Source organism: Ruegeria sp. AF8 (assembly GCF_056541825.1).
The window spans coordinates 24113-40093 of the sequence record NZ_JBQFYW010000013.1; the positions used below are offsets into that span (position 1 = coordinate 24113).

The following is a 15981-nucleotide window of genomic DNA, read 5'->3' on the forward strand; positions in this document are numbered from 1 at the left end:
ATTCTTCCTAGAGTCCGGGCAACCGGGGTCACAATTCGAGATACGGCGGGAACAAGGTTTCAATAGTGCAGATCATAATGGCAATTTTCATTTTTTTAGTTTTTTGGTTTCTGTTTCCATTTTTCATCCGCAAGCTCGGCGAAAAGCAGTTGGACCGCCAGTGCAGGAAGCGCAGAGCAATTGTTCTGAGCTATGATGACGGCCCCAGCCCGGTCCTGACGCCAAATTTGCTTGATCTTCTGGCCACGCGCGAAGTTCAGGCGACATTTTTCGTGATCGGAAACAACACCACTGCCCAGCCGGAGATTGTGACCCGCGCCATCGAGAGCGGTCATGAAATAGGCAGCCACAGTTTTGACCACCTCAATGCCTGGAAAGTCTGGCCCGTTCGTGCGTCCCGGGACATCGCCGCCGGTATACACGCCGTGCGTGCGCTTGGCGGAGACGCGCGGTTGTTTCGCCCCCCCTTCGGCAAACAGACATTTGCAACCCTCGTCGACTGCCTGTTGCGCCGCCAGAGAATGGGCTGGTGGACCATAGATACCCGAGACGCCCGACCCGATCTCACCCGGTGCCCGGTCGAGACCGTCATCGGGCGGATTGAAGCATCGGGCGGCGGCGTTGTCCTGGCCCATGATTTTGACAAGCCAACCAGACCCGTTGAGGGATTGGCACATGACGAATACGTCCTGACCCTGACAAAGCGGGTTATCGAATATGCCGAGACAAACGGCTATGCTTTGATGCGGCTAGGTGATGTCTTGCGCGGAGGTCGCTCATGACGGAGACCCCTCCCCGGGTTCTGGCCGTCGCATCGGGCGGCGGCCATTGGATACAGCTTTGCAGACTGATCCCTGCCTGGGACGGTTGTGACGTGACTTACGTGACAACAGATCCCGGGTTCAGACCCAAGGTGGAAGCCCTGGCCGCCGAGCGGGGCCAGCCGAAACCCGACTACCGGGTCGTTGCCGAGGCCAACCGGTGGCAAAAGCTGAAACTGATCCGGTCGCTTGTTCAGATCGCCGCCATTCTTCTGAGCGTCCGGCCCGGCGTCGTCGTCACGACAGGCGCGGCACCTGGCTATTTTGCGCTTCGGCTTGCATCGATGATGGGTGCCCGCACGATATGGATCGACAGCATTGCCAATGCCGAAGAACTCTCTCTTGCTGGCCGGAAAGCCGGAAGACACTGCGATCTGTGGCTGACCCAGTGGGAGCATCTGGCAACCCCGGATGGACCTCAGCACAAAGGGGCGGTGATTTGATCTTCCTGACAGTCGGAACGCATGAACCTTTTGATCGGCTGGTGCAATGCATGGACGATTGGTGTGAAGGCCGCGGAACTGGAGACCGCGTTTTCGGACAGATTACGAAAAATGCGCGATATAGGCCGAGAAACTTCGAAACCGTTCCCACTCTGAATCCAGACGATTATGCCGAACGCTTCAGAACGGCCGAATTTGTTGTGTCCCATGCCGGGATGGGGTCTATCATTATGGCCCTGAGTATGAAGAAACCAATTGTCGTCTTGCCCCGGCGCGGGCATTTACAGGAAACCCGCAATGACCATCAATTCGCGACAATCCAGCGGTTCGGAAAACGCCCGGGCGTATTTGCAGCGCAGGACGAGGCTGAACTGGTCGAAGTACTGAACCGGGTTTGCGCTGGAGAGAACCCGGTTGGGAAGGAGATTTCCGCCTTTGCCGATGCACAATTGATCGAAGCCGTTAAGAATGTAATTCACACGCCCAGCCGAAAGCGCTGAGGTCATTTTCTGGGACAATATCTGAAATGGACATGGATAATCCGATTGATGCCGGGCTTTTGGCAACCTTGGACAATCAAACGGCCAGGGTCGGCATTGTCGGCCTGGGGTATGTTGGCCTGCCCCTGGCTGTGACGACCGCGCTGCGCGGTTTTGCCGTAACCGGCTTTGACATCGACACAAACAAAATCAGCCACCTGGATCTTGGCAAGAGCTACATCGACGCCGTAACCGACGAGATGTTGCGCGACGCGGGCCGTGCGGGCCGGACCTCGTGGACGGCGGATTTCTCGAAAATCTCGAAATGCGATGTCATCGTCATCTGCGTCCCGACCCCGCTGACCTACCACCGCGAGCCGGATCTGTCTTTTGTCGAGGAGACGGCGCGCGTGATTGCCCGACACATGCGGGCCGGAACACTGGTTGTGCTTGAATCCACGACATTCCCGGGTACGACGGACGACATTCTGACCCCGATCCTTGAGACATGCGGGCTGCGCGCGGGTACGGATTTCTGGGTCGCTTTCAGCCCGGAACGCGAAGATCCCGGCAACAAGACCTACCGCACCCATTCGATCCCCAAGATCGTGGGCGGCGATTCCGATACCGCCCGACGGTTGGCGACCGCCTTCTATGGCAAGGTCGTCGACCAGGTGGTGCCCGTCTCCTCCTCGCGCACGGCCGAGGCCGTCAAGATCACGGAAAACATCTTTCGCGCGGTCAACATCGCGCTCGTCAACGAGCTGAAGGTGATCTATGACGCGATGGGGATCGATGTCTGGGAGGTAATCGATGGCGCGGCCACCAAACCCTTTGGCTTCATGCCCTTCTATCCCGGACCCGGCCTTGGTGGCCACTGCATCCCGATCGACCCGTTTTACCTGACCTGGAAGGCCCGGGAATACGGCCATGCCACCCGCTTTATCGAACTGGCAGGCGAGATCAACGTGAATATGCCGCACTACGTCGTCGCCAGATTGCGCGAGGTTCTGGACCGTGAACTCGGGAAAGGCCTGTCGAAATCGCGCGTTTTGCTAGTCGGTATCAGTTATAAGAAAAACGTCCCGGATATGCGCGAAAGCCCGTCGGTGGTGCTTATGGACATGATGCAAAAGACCGGAGCTCGGGTGGATTTTCTCGATCCCCATATCGACAGCATCCCCCGCATGCGCGAGTTCCCGCATCTGCTGGATCGCAAAGGGGTCCATCTCGCGGATATCAGGGCAGACGACTATGATGCCGTCCTGATTTCAACCGACCATGATGCAATCGATTATGAAGGGCTGATCCGTCTGGGACTACCCATCGTCGATACCCGAAACGCTATCGCATCGCGCGGGCTGCCAATGGACTTGGTGACAAAGGCCTGACCGCATTCCGCCCGGCGCGACCTTCCTTAGGTTGCCCGGGCACTGCTTCAAAGACGGAAACTTCCGGCACAGGTGGGGAGTACCGCAAAGTGCGGGGCACTCAGGCGGCCATTTTTCCGTTCCCGCCTGATTTCATGCCTGGGTACCATTGCTCGAACTTGGCCCTGAGCCCGGTCACGGCTGTCTCCAAACGCTCCAGTGCATCCAAAGGCAAACGCACGGAAAAGACGGTGGTGTCAGCGGGCTTGCCCAATGCATACCTCAGGTTGCATTATGAGCTTGTAACACAACTACCTTATCCTGTCATACGCTCCAAGAGGAAACCGGGGGTGAATTCAGAAATCCGTATTTTCTCAAATTGCGCTCGGAACAGTTTTGCTCTTGGAGGCAAACTCCACGCCGGTAAAAGGGTCACGCTCCTTTTCCAGCCAGCAGGCGTGGGTGCCGGTGGACCGGCGCAGGGCAATCATGTTTCGCATGGGTTGCCCGAACGGCGCCCGTCACATTCCGGCACGTTCAAGGTCACTATGGCATTTTTCGCGCGCCTCAGCGCGCTCGATTTGCCGCCGACTGTTTGGCGGGTGTGACAGGGCTGAGAGCTGTCGCATTGGGGCAGGTCGGTTGGCTGTATGCCGTTGCTTGCGTGGTCGCTCCCGATCCTCCGACAACCATTGATCAATGATCCCGGCGAACCTATCCAACTTGGGCCGCCGGATCGGTGCTGACCGCCGATAGCCGGGTGGGACCGAAAACGCCAAAATCTTGCGAACGCTGTCACGAGATATCCCGAAATGCCGGGACGCCTCTCGCTGGTTCATGCCCTCAAAGCATGCCAGACGAACCTTGCGATATAATTCCACGGTGAAAATCCTCCCACCCTCCCTCCGTCAAAAGGAAGGGCAAAGATGGACGGCTTTTACGCCGCCCACAGCAGGCTCATCCCGCCGCTACCGTGGTCGACTTTCTCACCGCCGTTCTCACGTGATCGAGAATAAACGACAATGCCGTTGCCTCGGCTTCCGGCCAGTCCAGCGCCGTGCCAAACCGCGCGGCCTTCCACGCGGTCACATAGATCAGATCCCGCTCATAGGCGCGCAGCGTGTTGGCGGGTGTGCCGCGCACATAGAGATCGGTCAGCGCCTCCTGATCCGCTGCGGAAAGGGCAGGGGTGGAAGCGGGGAGATAAGGTGCAGGCGGCTTCATGAGACACAATCTGCGTCGAATTCCCGGCAAGATCAATTAATCCTGATAAGCGGTACTTATCAAGTATGATAGAAGAATGAAAGCGCTCTAAAGGTAACGAGCAAAAAGGCCAGGTTATGTGCGTAATGCGGGTAGGCACTTGCAACACATCCCTGTTTGGCACATCGAGGCCAGCGGGGGCGTCTACATGGGGTAATCGCGGGAGCGAGTCGCCCCGAAGTTCAGCCTTAGCATTGGAGAGTGGCTGTTCCCCGATAGGATGAAAGTGCGGGCTCACGACTGCACGCTGGGCCCAAGCATCATAGGAGAACAGCTATGACAGAGTATATCGGTCTCGATGTGTCGCTGAAAGAGACGGCAGTTTCAATCCGACACGACGGTAAACGTGTCTGGCGCGGGAAATGCGCCTCTGATCCAAAGACCATTGCCGATCTTATCCGAAAACGTGCACCTGCTGCCGAACGCGTCGTTTTCGAAACAGGTCCCCTGTCGGTTTGGTTCTTCCATGCACTGACAACCATGGGGCTTCCTGCGGTCTGCATTGATGCCCGCCGTGCCAAGGCGGCGCTCGACATGGCAGCCAGCAAGACTGACGCGAATGACGCTGACAGTTTGGCACATCTTGCGGAAGTCGGGTTCTTTCGCGAGGTGCGCGTAAAAGGGTTCGACAGCATGCTGACCCGCACACTTGTAGCAGTGCGCACCCGGTTGGTCAGGATTTCTGTTGAGCTTTCGAACCAGATCCGGGGCATCATGAAGACATTTGGGTTGATTGTTCGCGCGGGAAAGGGAAGCCGTTTCGAAAACAGTGTCAGGGAGCTTCTTTCAGATCAGGACGAACTCGCCACCGTTGTTGTTCCAATGCTGGAGACCTGGAGCAGCGTGCGCATCCGTGTCGCGGAACTCACCCGGCGACTGGCTGCTATGGCGCGCCAAAGCCAGGCCTGTCGAATTTTCATGTCTATCCCTGGCGTCGGCACCATCACGGCGACCTCCTTCGTCACCACAATTGAGGAGCCGAGTAACTTTCGAAAGTCACGCTCGGTTGGCGCGTGGCTTGGGTTAACACCTTGACGCTATCAATCCGGAGAAGTCGATTATGAGGGTCACATATCCCGACGCGGCGACCGTCATTTGCGAGGACTTCTCTATGAGGCTGCCACCGTTATCCTGACCCGCAGCTCGCCGATTAGATTGTTCCGCCCCATCCTTCTGGTCCCATCATGGGAGGGCCACAGTGCCGATCCCGGAGAGAAGCGCGATACTGCGAAGGGCATTAATCAGCAGGGGAGCCGACAGTCAGAATGAGCTTGACGTCAACATGCCGAATAGAGAAGATAACACCTTCAGAACCCTCCGGAACACGCCATGATACGACTCCAGCCTGTCCTTTTTACTGCCTTGTGATGAAGACAGCGTCCCTCATCTGTTTTGATGATTACGCGCTCGGTACGAGAGAGCTATAAAACGCAACAGCCGGGCTCTTGGGAGAATCCCGGCTGAAATTTGTTTCGCACAAAGGCTGAAAAGACTTACGCCGCCGCCTTGCTGTTGCGGGCTTTCAGACGGAAAGCACCAAAGGCACCGATACCCGCGAGAAGCAGGGTAAAGCTTGCCGGAATTGGAACTTTGGAAACGTTCACGAAGGATTCCGAACCGCCGCTGTCGAATGCGATGACATGCATTCCGACACGAAGATCACCATTGTTGAGCTGTGCGATCAGGTCAGCAAACGAGAACCCGGCTACCAGATCAAAGATCACAGTCAGCATCTCACCGGGGTTAATTCCCCAGGAGGGTTTCGGATTTTCGGCATCCGCTTCGAACGCTTCCACAAAGGCGACAGTGTTGCCGCCGGGCAAATTACCCGGGGAGCTTTCTTCGAAATCTACACCCGCACCGTCAATCACGCTGGCGATGCCATCCAGAATCGCCGGATTCCCGGCTTCCCAGTAGATATCGGCAATGGACGACGCTTCGGGTCCGGTATTGGTGAACTTGAACGAAACCTGTCCTGCACCGGCATCTGTCACATCCATGGAAATCTGCGCCTCGCCAATGGCCACATCCAGCGCATTGTTACTGGTAATCGTGGAAAAGCCATAGGTCACGGCACCGGCCGCGGTCGTTAAAGAAAATGACAACACCGCTGCGGCGGCTGCAATCGCTAATATTCTAATATTTCTGATCATAGTGAACCCACCCAAACACACACGTCCCGCAATAAACAGGCACATCTGCCACAATAATGTCATATTTTCGCCGTCACTGAAAGACCTAGTCGACCGCGGCAATGCGGCCGGCACCCTTATAAGTTGAATGGATGCGGGGGTTTCTGAGAGTGAATCTCCTCAAGGTTGATATTCTGGACAAGGTCCGGGGGATGTTTCCAAACTGAAAACAAACGCTCCGGGATTCCAGGAAATATCTCAACATACACGAATCGGTCCGGCATGGCGGCTGCCACAGTTCGTGACGTCACCCGCAAGCACATGCCGAATTGTGCTGCGGGCACAGGAATTTGGCCCCCCTGCTGCGCCTTATTCCCCTGCCCGCTTTCGCACCCACCCCAGAAAGGCTGCGTCGGGCTTCCTGAGCCTCGGCGCGCCCGAGCGTACCCAGACGCCGCGCCATTCCGCCTCAAGCCCATAGACATCCACCCCCGGCATCAGCCGGCGCGCCTGCTCCAGCGCGTCCGGGCTGAGGCTAGGCGGCGGTGCGTCCGGTTCGATCAGGCCCGAGCGAGGCGTGAACCGGATCAGGTCGCCCGGTTCTTCGCGCAACTCATAGTCGGGCAAGTGGTCGGCCTCGATCATGTCGCGCAGCATCTTTCGGAACACCCGCCGCGGTGAGGCGGAGCCGGATTTCTTGAGCAGCGTTTCCACCGACACGGTCCAGCCCGGCTGCCGCCCGCAATGTTTGCGCGCCAGTTCATAGATCCGCCGCTCCAGCGGCTTGCGCAGCCGGAAGTAGTCGCGCGAAAGCGTCAGCACCGATTTCGACAGCACCGCGCGGTAAAGCCAGTCCGACAGCGTCACCGCCACGCTGACCATGCGCCCGCCCCGGGTTTTCCGGACAATCTCCCAGCGCTCGATCAAGCCGAACCCGGTGGTGATCTCTTCCTCGCCGGTGACGATGTTGGTGGTGATCCGGGTGCCCGCCAGCCGCTCGAAGGATTCGCGCAGGCGGCGATAGGCGTCGCCGGAAGTTTCGCGATTGGTCGCCACCAGCAGATCATGCGCCTTGAGCTGCAATGTGCGGCTGACCGCCCGGCCGGCATTGATCGCCGCCATCAGTTGGCTGATACAAAAGATCAGGATGTCCTTGTCATGGATCGTCGCCAGCCCCTTGACCGACGGTGTCACCGTGATCTGCACCCCGTTATGTTCATAGTCCAGAATGCGCCGGTCCGGACGGGTTGCCAGCGAGAAAAGCGGATGCTCCATGCTCGCCAGATCGTCCTTGGGGATCGCATCGAAAATATCGCAGACGAAGAAATCGCCCTGCTGCCTGCGGTCCGGAAGCAATGCTCCGGCCGTGCCTGTGACTGCCCTGCCCATGGCCCTCTGCCTCGTTTGCCCTCTTGTCCGGGGCTCTGCTCGCGGTCGGTATCCGACTCGTTTTCTTTCGTGGTTTTAGTGACACCCACCCTAGAGTTATCCACAAGCCCGCACAACGGATTTCCATCGGGGGTTCGGAGTCACATGATCGGGGGTTCAGAGTCGTTTCATCGGGGTTTCAGAGTCGGGCAAGGTCAAAAAAAACACCCTATATTCCTTATTTTATTAGCAAGAATGCGAACATCCTTAAGCCTGTAACTAATAAATAACACAAAACTAACACTATAAAAAAAATCGCGCTCCCCTGAATCTTGCGCTAAATTCGCACCACGACCCCCTTATTTTTGCAAAGAAAATCACGTGTTGTGATGCTTTTCCTTCCATGTGATGCGATTTTGCGTATCATGGAGAAAACACAACACATCGAGCGGTTTTCATCATGGCAAAGGACGGCACTCCCCTCCCTCCCTATTTCAATATCGACGTGGATGCGGCGCTCGCCGATCTCGACTTACCCACAGGCTCTGACGGTTTTGCCGCCATTGCTCAGGCCTGTGCCCAGGGCCGGGCCGATCTGGCCAGCCGGGGCATGGACGAGACGGGACGCAAAAGCCTGCGGCTGTTTTCGACCTGGGAAATCACCCGCTATCTGATCCCGGTGGCCCAGGCCCATTTCCGCCGCGTTCTGAAACAGAATCCCGATCTGCCGCAGGGCCGTTCCGAAACCGAAGGTGGCGCCAAGTGGTTCACCCTCGATGAAGTGCTGAGGCTGCGCGCCTTCTTCGGGGCGCAGGGATCGAAGGCCAAGAACTACCTGCCCTACCGCCCCGCCGGTCAACCCGCCAAGATGGTTGCGGTGGCCAATTTCAAGGGCGGGGTCGGCAAGACCAGCACGGCGGCGCATCTGGCGATGTCGGCGGCGCTGGACGGCTACAAGGTTCTGGTGATCGACCTCGACAGCCAGGGCTCGATGACCTCGATCTTTGGCGGAACGGTCGAGGATGAGTGGCAGACTGCTTTTCCCCTGTTGGCACGCCACTATGGCGAATATCTGCGGATTGAGAACCAGCGCCGTCTGGACCGGGGCGATCCGCCCCAACCGCTGGACGAGGCGCTGAGCGCGGCGCTGGGGATGACGGCGGGCGATGTGATCCAGACCACGCACTGGCCCAATATCGATCTCATCGGCGCGCAGCTGAACCTCTACTGGGCCGAGTTTCAGATCCCGGTTTGGCGGATGCAGGCGCGCGGCTGGAAGCTGTGGGATGCGCTGACCGACCGGCTGGAGGCGGATGGGGTGCTGGATCAATACGATCTTGTGTTCATCGACACGCCCCCCGCCCTCGGCTATCTCACCATCAACGGTCTGGCGGCGGCGGATATCCTTTTGGTGCCGCTGGGGGCCTCGTTTCTGGAATTCGATTCCACCGGGCGTTTTTTCGACATGCTGCATTCCACCTTTGCCAGTATCGAAGAGGGCGAGAATACCGCCGCCCGCGCGTTGGGACGCCCCGAAATGGCCTTTGAATGGGATGCCGTGCGCGCGGTTATCACTCGCTATGACGGGGCGCAGCAGGGCGAGCTTTCGGCTCTGATGCAGGCCTATCTTGGCAAGACGCTGTCACCCCACCGGCAGGATTTTACCGCGCTGATCGGGCAGGCGGGTGAACAGGTGAGTGGCATCTACGAGGCCGATTACCGCGATTTCAACCGCGAGACCTATGCGCGCGGTCGCGAGACCTTTGACGCCACCTATGCGGCGTTCAAACGGCTGTTGCTGGGTGTGTGGCGGCGCGACGAACTGGCAGCACAGCAGGCGGCGGAATAACCCCTCAGGGGCAACGAGGAGAGCAGAGATGGCGAAACGCAAGCGATTGACCCCGGCGCAGCCGGCCTATCTGGGAGCTGCGCCCGAGACCAAATCGATGCCGATGGGGCTGAACGCGGCTCCGATCGCACAGGTGGCGGGCGAAGCCTCGGCTACGGCAGCCCTGCAGGAGGTCACCCAGGCCCTGCAAAGCGCCCGCGCCGAGGGCCGGATGATCGAATTGTTGCCGCTGGAGGCGATCGACGAACGTCACCTGGTCCGCGACCGTCTGGAACAAAACGAAGAAGAGATGGCCTCACTGGTCGACAGTCTGCGCGCCCGTGGTCAACAGATGCCCATCGAGGTGGTCGTCCTACCCTCCCCCGCGGGTGGCCGCAGCCATGGATTGATCTCGGGCTGGCGGCGGTTGACGGCGCTGCGGCGTCTCTACAAGGAAACCTTGGACCCGAAATTCGCCAGCGTACGGGCGATGGTGATCACCCCTGACACCGCGCAGGATGCCTATGTGGCGATGGTCGAGGAAAACGAGATCCGGGTGAATCTGTCACACTACGAACGCGCACGCATCGCGGTGCGGGCGATGAAGGAAGGGGTTTATCCCACCCAAAAGGCGGCGCTGCAGGGACTGTTCAGTAATGCCACACGGTCGAAGCGGTCCAAGATCGGCACTTTCATCCTGCTGGTTGAGGCCTTTGATGCGGTGCTCTACTTTCCTTCTGCCATCAGCGAAAAGCTGGGTTTGGCGCTGGCCCGCGAGATGGGTCGCGATCCGAGCTTTGCGGACGCGCTGAAAGAAAAGCTGAAAAACAGCCCCCGCGACAATGCCGAAGCCGAGATGCAGATCCTGTCATCAGCCCTGAATGAACGAGCCGCTCAGCCTGCCCCCGACCAGGTCGCGGCGCCCGGCGAGAGGATCGTCACCCGTGTGGCAGCAGGCATCGAGATGCGGTTCACCCCGGATCAGGGCCGTATAGAACTGGTTGGCGCCGCGGTCTCCGATCATCTGGCCGAGGCGCTACAAGACTGGTTGCGAGGGCTTTGAGCGGGTGCCAGAATGTTTCGCGCGCGAAACATTTGCCATTTCGTTTCGATATGGATGCCCGATGTCAGGCCTTGCTGTTGCCGTCAAGTGGCGAAATCGCGTAGCCTGCCCAATGGGCACGGTGGTACAGGCAATCCACAGGTGCTTTTTATTTTGAAACTCTTATCTTACTCTTATCTTTCAGAAAAGCTGTTCGACTGGCAGCATGGGAAAGCTGGTTGGCGGAAGTGGCGCTCTTGGGCGAAGGGATTGGATTGGGACTTTGCAACGGAACTTTTCAAACATTACCTGCATCGATTTGCGGCAGGAATTGCGTGGAACACTGATTAACCCGGGGGTCTTCGCATGAGCGGGCGCAAGGGCATCATTTTGGCCGGTGGCAGCGGTACACGGCTTTACCCGATTACCATGGCCGTCTCGAAACAATTGCTCCCGCTTTATGACAAGCCGATGATCTATTATCCGCTCAGTGTGCTGATGTTGGCGGGCATTCGCGATATCTGTATCATCACCACGCCACAGGATCAGGATCAGTTCATCCGCACCCTGGGCGATGGCACCCAATGGGGGATTCACCTCACCTATGTGGTGCAGCCCAGCCCCGATGGCCTGGCGCAGGCCTATCTTCTGGCAGAAGATTTCCTGGACGGTGGTGCCAGCGCGCTGGTGCTTGGTGATAACATCTTCTTTGGCCACGGGCTTCCGAAACTGATGGCTGGGGCGGATGAGCGGGTTAAGGGCGGCACCGTCTTTGGCTATCACGTGGCCGATCCCGGACGCTATGGGGTGGTGGATTTCGACGGTCAGGGCAAGGCTCGCGCGATTATCGAGAAACCCGACGAACCACCCTCCAGTTATGCCGTCACCGGTCTCTATTTTCTCGACGGTAGCGCACCCGAACGCGCGCGCAGGATCAGACCATCGGCGCGGGGAGAACTGGAAATCACAGATCTTTTGCAGACATATCTCGACGAAGACATTCTGCGGGTCGAAACCATGGGGCGGGGCTATGCCTGGCTTGACACCGGCACCCACGCCTCGTTGCTGGATGCGGGTAATTTCGTGCGCACGCTTGAAAAACGGCAAGGGTTGCAGGCCGGTTGTCCAGAAGAAATCGCCTTTGAGGCCAGCTGGATCGACGCCGATCAACTGCTGCAGCGGGCGCGTCTGTTTGCAAAGAATGACTACGGCGCCTACTTGGAACGGCTGCTGACGTGAAGATCCTGTTCGTGCACCAGAACATGCCAGGCCAGTACCGGGAATTGATTCAGTGGCTGGCGACCCGGGGTGGGCATCAGATGGTGTTTCTAACCCAGCGCAATCCGGCACCGCGAATATCGGGTGTAGCATCGGTGATCTACCGGCCACATCACACGCCTGCCCAGGATGCCTATGGCCTCAGCAAGGTCTGGGAAGAGGCCGCGGGCATGGGCTTTGGCGCCGCCATGGCCGCGCAGCGGCTGGAACGGGAACAGGGGTTCAGGCCGGATATCGTGGTGGGTCATGTCGGCTGGGGTGAGCTTTTGTTCATCAAGGATCTCTGGCCGGATGTGCCCGTCATCGGCTTCTTCGAATATTTCTATCGTAACACGGGCGGGCTGGTGGGGTTCGATCCCGCCGAGCCGCCCTCAGAGCACAGCCCCTTCCTGCAGCGAGCCCGCAACGCGGTGCCCTATGCCAGCATCGATGCGGTGGATCTGGGCCATGTGCCGACCGAATGGCAGAAGAACCGCTTTCCCGAAAGTTTTCACGACAAGTTCTATACCTGCCATGACGGCATCCGCACCGACCTGCTGCGGCCCGACCCCGATGTCAGTCTCGGTCTGGGCCGACTCGACCGTCTGCTGACGCGGGACGACGAGATTTTCACCTATATGGCCCGCAATCTGGAACATGCGCGCGGTTTTCACATCTTCATGCGCGCCCTGCCCAGGATTTTAAGCGAACGCCCGAAGGCACGGGTGCTGATTCTGGGGGGCAACGAAGTCTCTTATGGGCGCAAGAGCACCAATCCCGGCGGCCTGCGCGCCGAGATGGAAGCGGAGGTTGGCGATCAGATCGACTGGAGCCGCACCCATTTCCTGGGCCGTGTGCCTTATTCCAGGTTTTGCGAGATCATGCAGCTGTCGCGCTGTCACATCTACCTGACCATGCCTTTCGTGCTCAGTTGGTCGTTGCTGGAGGCGATGGCAATGCAGGCCACAGTGGTCAGTTCGGACGTGGCACCGGTGCGTGAGGCGGTCAGCCATGGCGAAACCGGGATGCTGGTCGATTTCTTCGATGCGGGTCAACTGGCCGATCAGGTGATCGACGTGCTGGCCAATCCGCGCGCCTACGCCCATCTGGGTCCCGCCGCGCGGCGATCGGTGGTCGAGCGGTACGATTTCATGACCCGTTGCCTGCCCGAGCATATCCGGCAGATGAACAATCTGGTGCCCTTAGCCCGGCGGATTGTGCCGCCGGGCTAAGGGAGGTCGGCCGGGGGCGGGTGTCAGTTCGCCAAATTCTGAGTTGCGTTGAATACGCCGACGAAGTTGCCGATGATGTTCGAGACGGTCAGTACATCGTTGATCGGCGATTCCGTGGCAATCAGCAGGTCGTCAGGATTGATCTGGAACCGGCGCGCGGAAAAGAGCCCATCGGCGCTGGTCAGATCGACCGAAAACACCACCCGGGCCTGTTCTGGTCCGGCGGCATCGCTGCGTATCGCGGTTTCGGAATATTCACGCAGGATCAGCAACCCTTTGGGGTCGGCCCTGTTGTCCTGTAGCCCGCCCATGATCGCGACCGCGTCCATGGCCGAAACCCTGTCCTTGGTGAACAGGTGCAACGCCTCCTGGCCCGTCGCGCCAAAGGACAGGAAATAACGTTCGTCCTCTTCGACGAACACACGGTCGCCACCGCGCAGCAGCGTATCGAGGCGCGGTTCGTTGAGCAGCCGGTCGACCGATGTGCCATAGATCGAGTCGCCGCGGATCAGCCGGATCTGCGGATTGTTGAGCGTGGCGCTGATGCCGCCGCCAGCCGAGATCAGGCCCAGAATGGTAAAGTTGCGATCGGGCATCGGATAGATTCCCGGCTGGGCCACGCCGCTGACCAGATCGACCGAATTGTTGCGCCCTTCGGTCATTTCCATCTGCAACTGCGCCGAGGGCACGATCGCCTCAAGTTCCGATTGCAGCTTTTCCCGGGCCAGGTCCGGGGTCAGGCCGATCACGCTGATATTGCCCACATAGGGCATGAAAACCGCGCCATTGGCGGCGACGGTGACATCCTGCAGTTGCACGGCTTTCTGCTCGATCGAAGTCAGCAGCGAATTCTCGCCGCTATCCCAGATCTGCAGCGTCAGCCTGTCCCCGGGCTGGATGATTTGGGTCTTGGCGCCGGCATTTTTGCCAAGCCATCTCAAATTTTCCTGTTTTCCGGTGGGCGGCCAGTTTGCCACTGTCGGCAAAAAGCTGCGGTTGATCGGATACAGCGCGAACCCCGGAGCCTCCTCGCTGGCCTGGTTCAGGATTTCCTCGCTGGCGGGGGCGCCGCCGGGCAAGCGGCCGCGGCTGCAGGACGCCGGCAACAAGGCCAGGCCGGCCAAGACGAGAATATGCAACAGGAACCGCATTTGAACTGCCCGGTGAAAGGGTATTGTTTTTTTCTGCCCGAAAGATACCGGTATCATATCAAGCGTCAACCTGAAGCAACGGTCTCATGCAATTTCCGAAAATACTTGTAACCGGAGCGACAGGCCGGATCGGCCAGATGTTGCGGCGTTGCTGGGCCGGGCAGGGAGGGGAAATCCTGTGGCAGGGCCGCAACCGCCCGGCCGGGGCCGCAGGTGACTGGGCGGTCTTCGACCCGCTGTGCGATATGACCGCGGGGGCCAGGGCCGCGCGGGGGTGTGCAGTGATCCTGTGTCTGGCAGGGGTCACCAATGCGCGGGCAGGGCGCGGAGCGGATATGGATGACAATGCCCGGCTGGCCGAAGCGGCGATTCGCGCCGGCGCGACTGTGGGCGCGCGGGTATTGCTGACATCCTCGGCAGCGGTTTATGGCAATCAGCCCGGTTGTTTGGATGAAGTCACGTGGCCTGCTCCGCAATCGCCCTATGGGGCGGCCAAGGTGGCGATGGAGACGCGCGGGGCCGAGCTGGCCGCCGAACTGGATGTAGCGGTTACATCGCTGAGAATCGGCAATATTTCCGGACTCGATGCCGTTCTCGGCGGCTGGCATCCGGGGTTCGAACTGGACCGGTTCGCGGACGGAACCACACCCCGGCGCAGCTATATCGGCCCGGCCACATTGGCCCGGGTGCTGCTGGACCTGGTGCAGGCACCCAGCCTGCCGCCGGTGCTGAACGTGGCCGCGCCGGGTGTGGTCGAAATGGGCACGCTGCTGGATGCTGCGGGCCTTGCCTGGACCCCGCGCTCGGCGCAGGAAGGCGCCATTCCCGAGGTGCATCTGTCGACGGCCCGGCTTGCGGCCTTCACCTCGTTCAGCGCGGCGGATAGTTTGCCGCAAACCCTGGTACGGCAATGGCGGGAGGTTTTCGTGTGACTTGGCACAAGCGTCTGTTTGATCTGTTCTTTGCCCTGCTGCTGGTGGTGGTATTGGGCCCCATCCTGCTGGGTCTACTGCTCTGGCTGCTGATCCGCGAGGGGCGCCCTGTCTTTTATGTGGCCGAGCGGATGAAAGGGGTGGATCAGCCCTTCAATCTCTGGAAGCTGCGCACCATGACCGTGGTCGAGGCCGATGCCGGCGTGTCGGGCGGTGACAAGCAGGCGCGCATTACCCCCACCGGCGCCTGGCTGCGTTCGAAGCGGCTCGACGAGTTTCCGCAGCTGTGGAACATCCTGAAGGGGGATCTGAGTTTCGTTGGCCCGCGCCCGCCGCTCAGGGAATATGTGGAACGTTATCCCGACATCTACAAAGAGGTGCTGAAATCGCGCCCCGGTGTTACCGGATTGGCCTCGATCGTCTATCACCGCCATGAGGCGGGCCTTTTGTCGCGCTGCCATACGCCGGAGGAAACCGATGCGGTCTATGCCCGGGTCTGCGTTCCGGCCAAGGCGCGGCTGGACCTGATCTATCAGCGGAACCAGAACATGTGTTATGATTTTGATCTGGTGTTCCAGACCATCGGCAATTTGTTTCGCAAATAGCATCAATAATGCGCAATATTGCTGATTTTACCGTCCCTTCCCGGAGCGATATTGAACC

14 protein-coding genes and 2 pseudogenes are annotated in these 15981 nt (G+C 59.2%); 11 read left to right on the forward strand and 5 right to left on the reverse strand.

The window, feature by feature from the left end:
* Nucleotides 1-77: 77 nt before the first annotated feature.
* From ACR0AO_RS18085 to ACR0AO_RS18100, 4 genes are read left to right on the forward strand one after another with little or no spacing between them, the layout of a single operon-like run.
* On the forward strand, nucleotides 78-782 hold the full coding sequence (locus ACR0AO_RS18085; protein ID WP_480606525.1) for a polysaccharide deacetylase family protein: 705 nt from the start codon (nucleotides 78-80) through the stop codon (nucleotides 780-782).
* Nucleotides 779-1264, forward strand: a complete 486-nt coding sequence (locus ACR0AO_RS18090) for a glycosyltransferase family protein (protein ID WP_480606528.1) — start codon at nucleotides 779-781, stop codon at nucleotides 1262-1264. The genes ACR0AO_RS18085 and ACR0AO_RS18090 overlap by 4 nt, the downstream gene beginning before the upstream one ends.
* Entirely contained in the window at nucleotides 1210-1764 is a 555-nt protein-coding gene (locus ACR0AO_RS18095; protein WP_480606709.1) for a glycosyltransferase, read from the forward strand. The genes ACR0AO_RS18090 and ACR0AO_RS18095 overlap by 55 nt, the downstream gene beginning before the upstream one ends.
* A gap of 32 nt (nucleotides 1765-1796) precedes the next feature.
* Nucleotides 1797-3134 (forward strand): nucleotide sugar dehydrogenase, encoded by a 1338-nt coding sequence (locus ACR0AO_RS18100; protein WP_480606530.1) that lies wholly within the window; start codon nucleotides 1797-1799, stop codon nucleotides 3132-3134.
* Nucleotides 3135-3751: 617 nt separating this feature from the next.
* Here the strand turns inward: ACR0AO_RS18100 and ACR0AO_RS18105 are convergent.
* A pseudogene (locus ACR0AO_RS18105) lies at nucleotides 3752-3994 on the reverse strand (IS21 family transposase); the annotation flags it as partial.
* Nucleotides 3995-4070: 76 nt separating this feature from the next.
* Nucleotides 4071-4337, reverse strand: coding sequence for a hypothetical protein (locus ACR0AO_RS18110; RefSeq protein WP_480606533.1), 267 nt, complete (start codon nucleotides 4335-4337; stop codon nucleotides 4071-4073).
* 315 nt (nucleotides 4338-4652) lie between these two features.
* Between ACR0AO_RS18110 and ACR0AO_RS18115 the strand changes: the two are divergent.
* Nucleotides 4653-5519, forward strand: a pseudogene (locus ACR0AO_RS18115) (IS110 family RNA-guided transposase); the annotation flags it as partial.
* Between the two features lie 350 nt (nucleotides 5520-5869).
* Here the strand turns inward: ACR0AO_RS18115 and ACR0AO_RS18120 are convergent.
* Both ACR0AO_RS18120 and ACR0AO_RS18125 read right to left on the reverse strand, forming a co-directional pair.
* On the reverse strand, nucleotides 5870-6529 hold the full coding sequence (locus ACR0AO_RS18120; RefSeq protein ID WP_480606536.1) for a VPLPA-CTERM sorting domain-containing protein: 660 nt from the start codon (nucleotides 6527-6529) through the stop codon (nucleotides 5870-5872).
* 348 nt (nucleotides 6530-6877) lie between these two features.
* On the reverse strand, nucleotides 6878-7897 hold the full coding sequence (locus ACR0AO_RS18125; protein WP_480606539.1) for a replication initiator protein A: 1020 nt from the start codon (nucleotides 7895-7897) through the stop codon (nucleotides 6878-6880).
* Between the two features lie 439 nt (nucleotides 7898-8336).
* Here ACR0AO_RS18125 and ACR0AO_RS18130 point away from each other — a divergent pair, with 439 nt between their 5' ends.
* The 4 genes from ACR0AO_RS18130 (at nucleotide 8337) to ACR0AO_RS18145 (ending at nucleotide 13235) form a co-directional block, all read left to right on the forward strand.
* Nucleotides 8337-9725, forward strand: coding sequence for an AAA family ATPase (locus ACR0AO_RS18130; protein ID WP_480606541.1), 1389 nt, complete (start codon nucleotides 8337-8339; stop codon nucleotides 9723-9725).
* Nucleotides 9726-9753: 28 nt separating this feature from the next.
* Nucleotides 9754-10767: a ParB/RepB/Spo0J family partition protein gene (locus tag ACR0AO_RS18135; protein ID WP_480606544.1), complete on the forward strand. Its 1014-nt coding sequence runs from the start codon at nucleotides 9754-9756 to the stop codon at nucleotides 10765-10767.
* A gap of 345 nt (nucleotides 10768-11112) precedes the next feature.
* Nucleotides 11113-11985: a glucose-1-phosphate thymidylyltransferase RfbA gene (rfbA, locus tag ACR0AO_RS18140; RefSeq protein WP_480606547.1), complete on the forward strand. Its 873-nt coding sequence runs from the start codon at nucleotides 11113-11115 to the stop codon at nucleotides 11983-11985.
* Entirely contained in the window at nucleotides 11982-13235 is a 1254-nt protein-coding gene (locus tag ACR0AO_RS18145; protein ID WP_480606549.1) for a glycosyltransferase family 4 protein, read from the forward strand. Before rfbA ends, ACR0AO_RS18145 begins: the two co-directional genes overlap by 4 nt.
* 23 nt (nucleotides 13236-13258) lie before the next feature.
* Here the strand turns inward: ACR0AO_RS18145 and ACR0AO_RS18150 are convergent, their stop codons facing one another.
* Complete coding sequence (locus ACR0AO_RS18150; protein WP_480606551.1) at nucleotides 13259-14386, reverse strand: polysaccharide biosynthesis/export family protein; 1128 nt, start codon at nucleotides 14384-14386, stop codon at nucleotides 13259-13261.
* Nucleotides 14387-14472: 86 nt separating this feature from the next.
* Between ACR0AO_RS18150 and ACR0AO_RS18155 the strand changes: the two genes are divergently transcribed.
* Entirely contained in the window at nucleotides 14473-15318 is an 846-nt protein-coding gene (locus tag ACR0AO_RS18155) for an NAD-dependent epimerase/dehydratase family protein (protein ID WP_480606554.1), read from the forward strand.
* The gene (locus ACR0AO_RS18160) at nucleotides 15315-15923 is read left to right on the forward strand and encodes a sugar transferase (protein WP_480606556.1); all 609 of its coding nucleotides are present in this window, start codon (nucleotides 15315-15317) and stop codon (nucleotides 15921-15923) included. Before ACR0AO_RS18155 ends, ACR0AO_RS18160 begins: the two co-directional genes overlap by 4 nt.
* Nucleotides 15924-15981 lie beyond the last annotated feature (58 nt).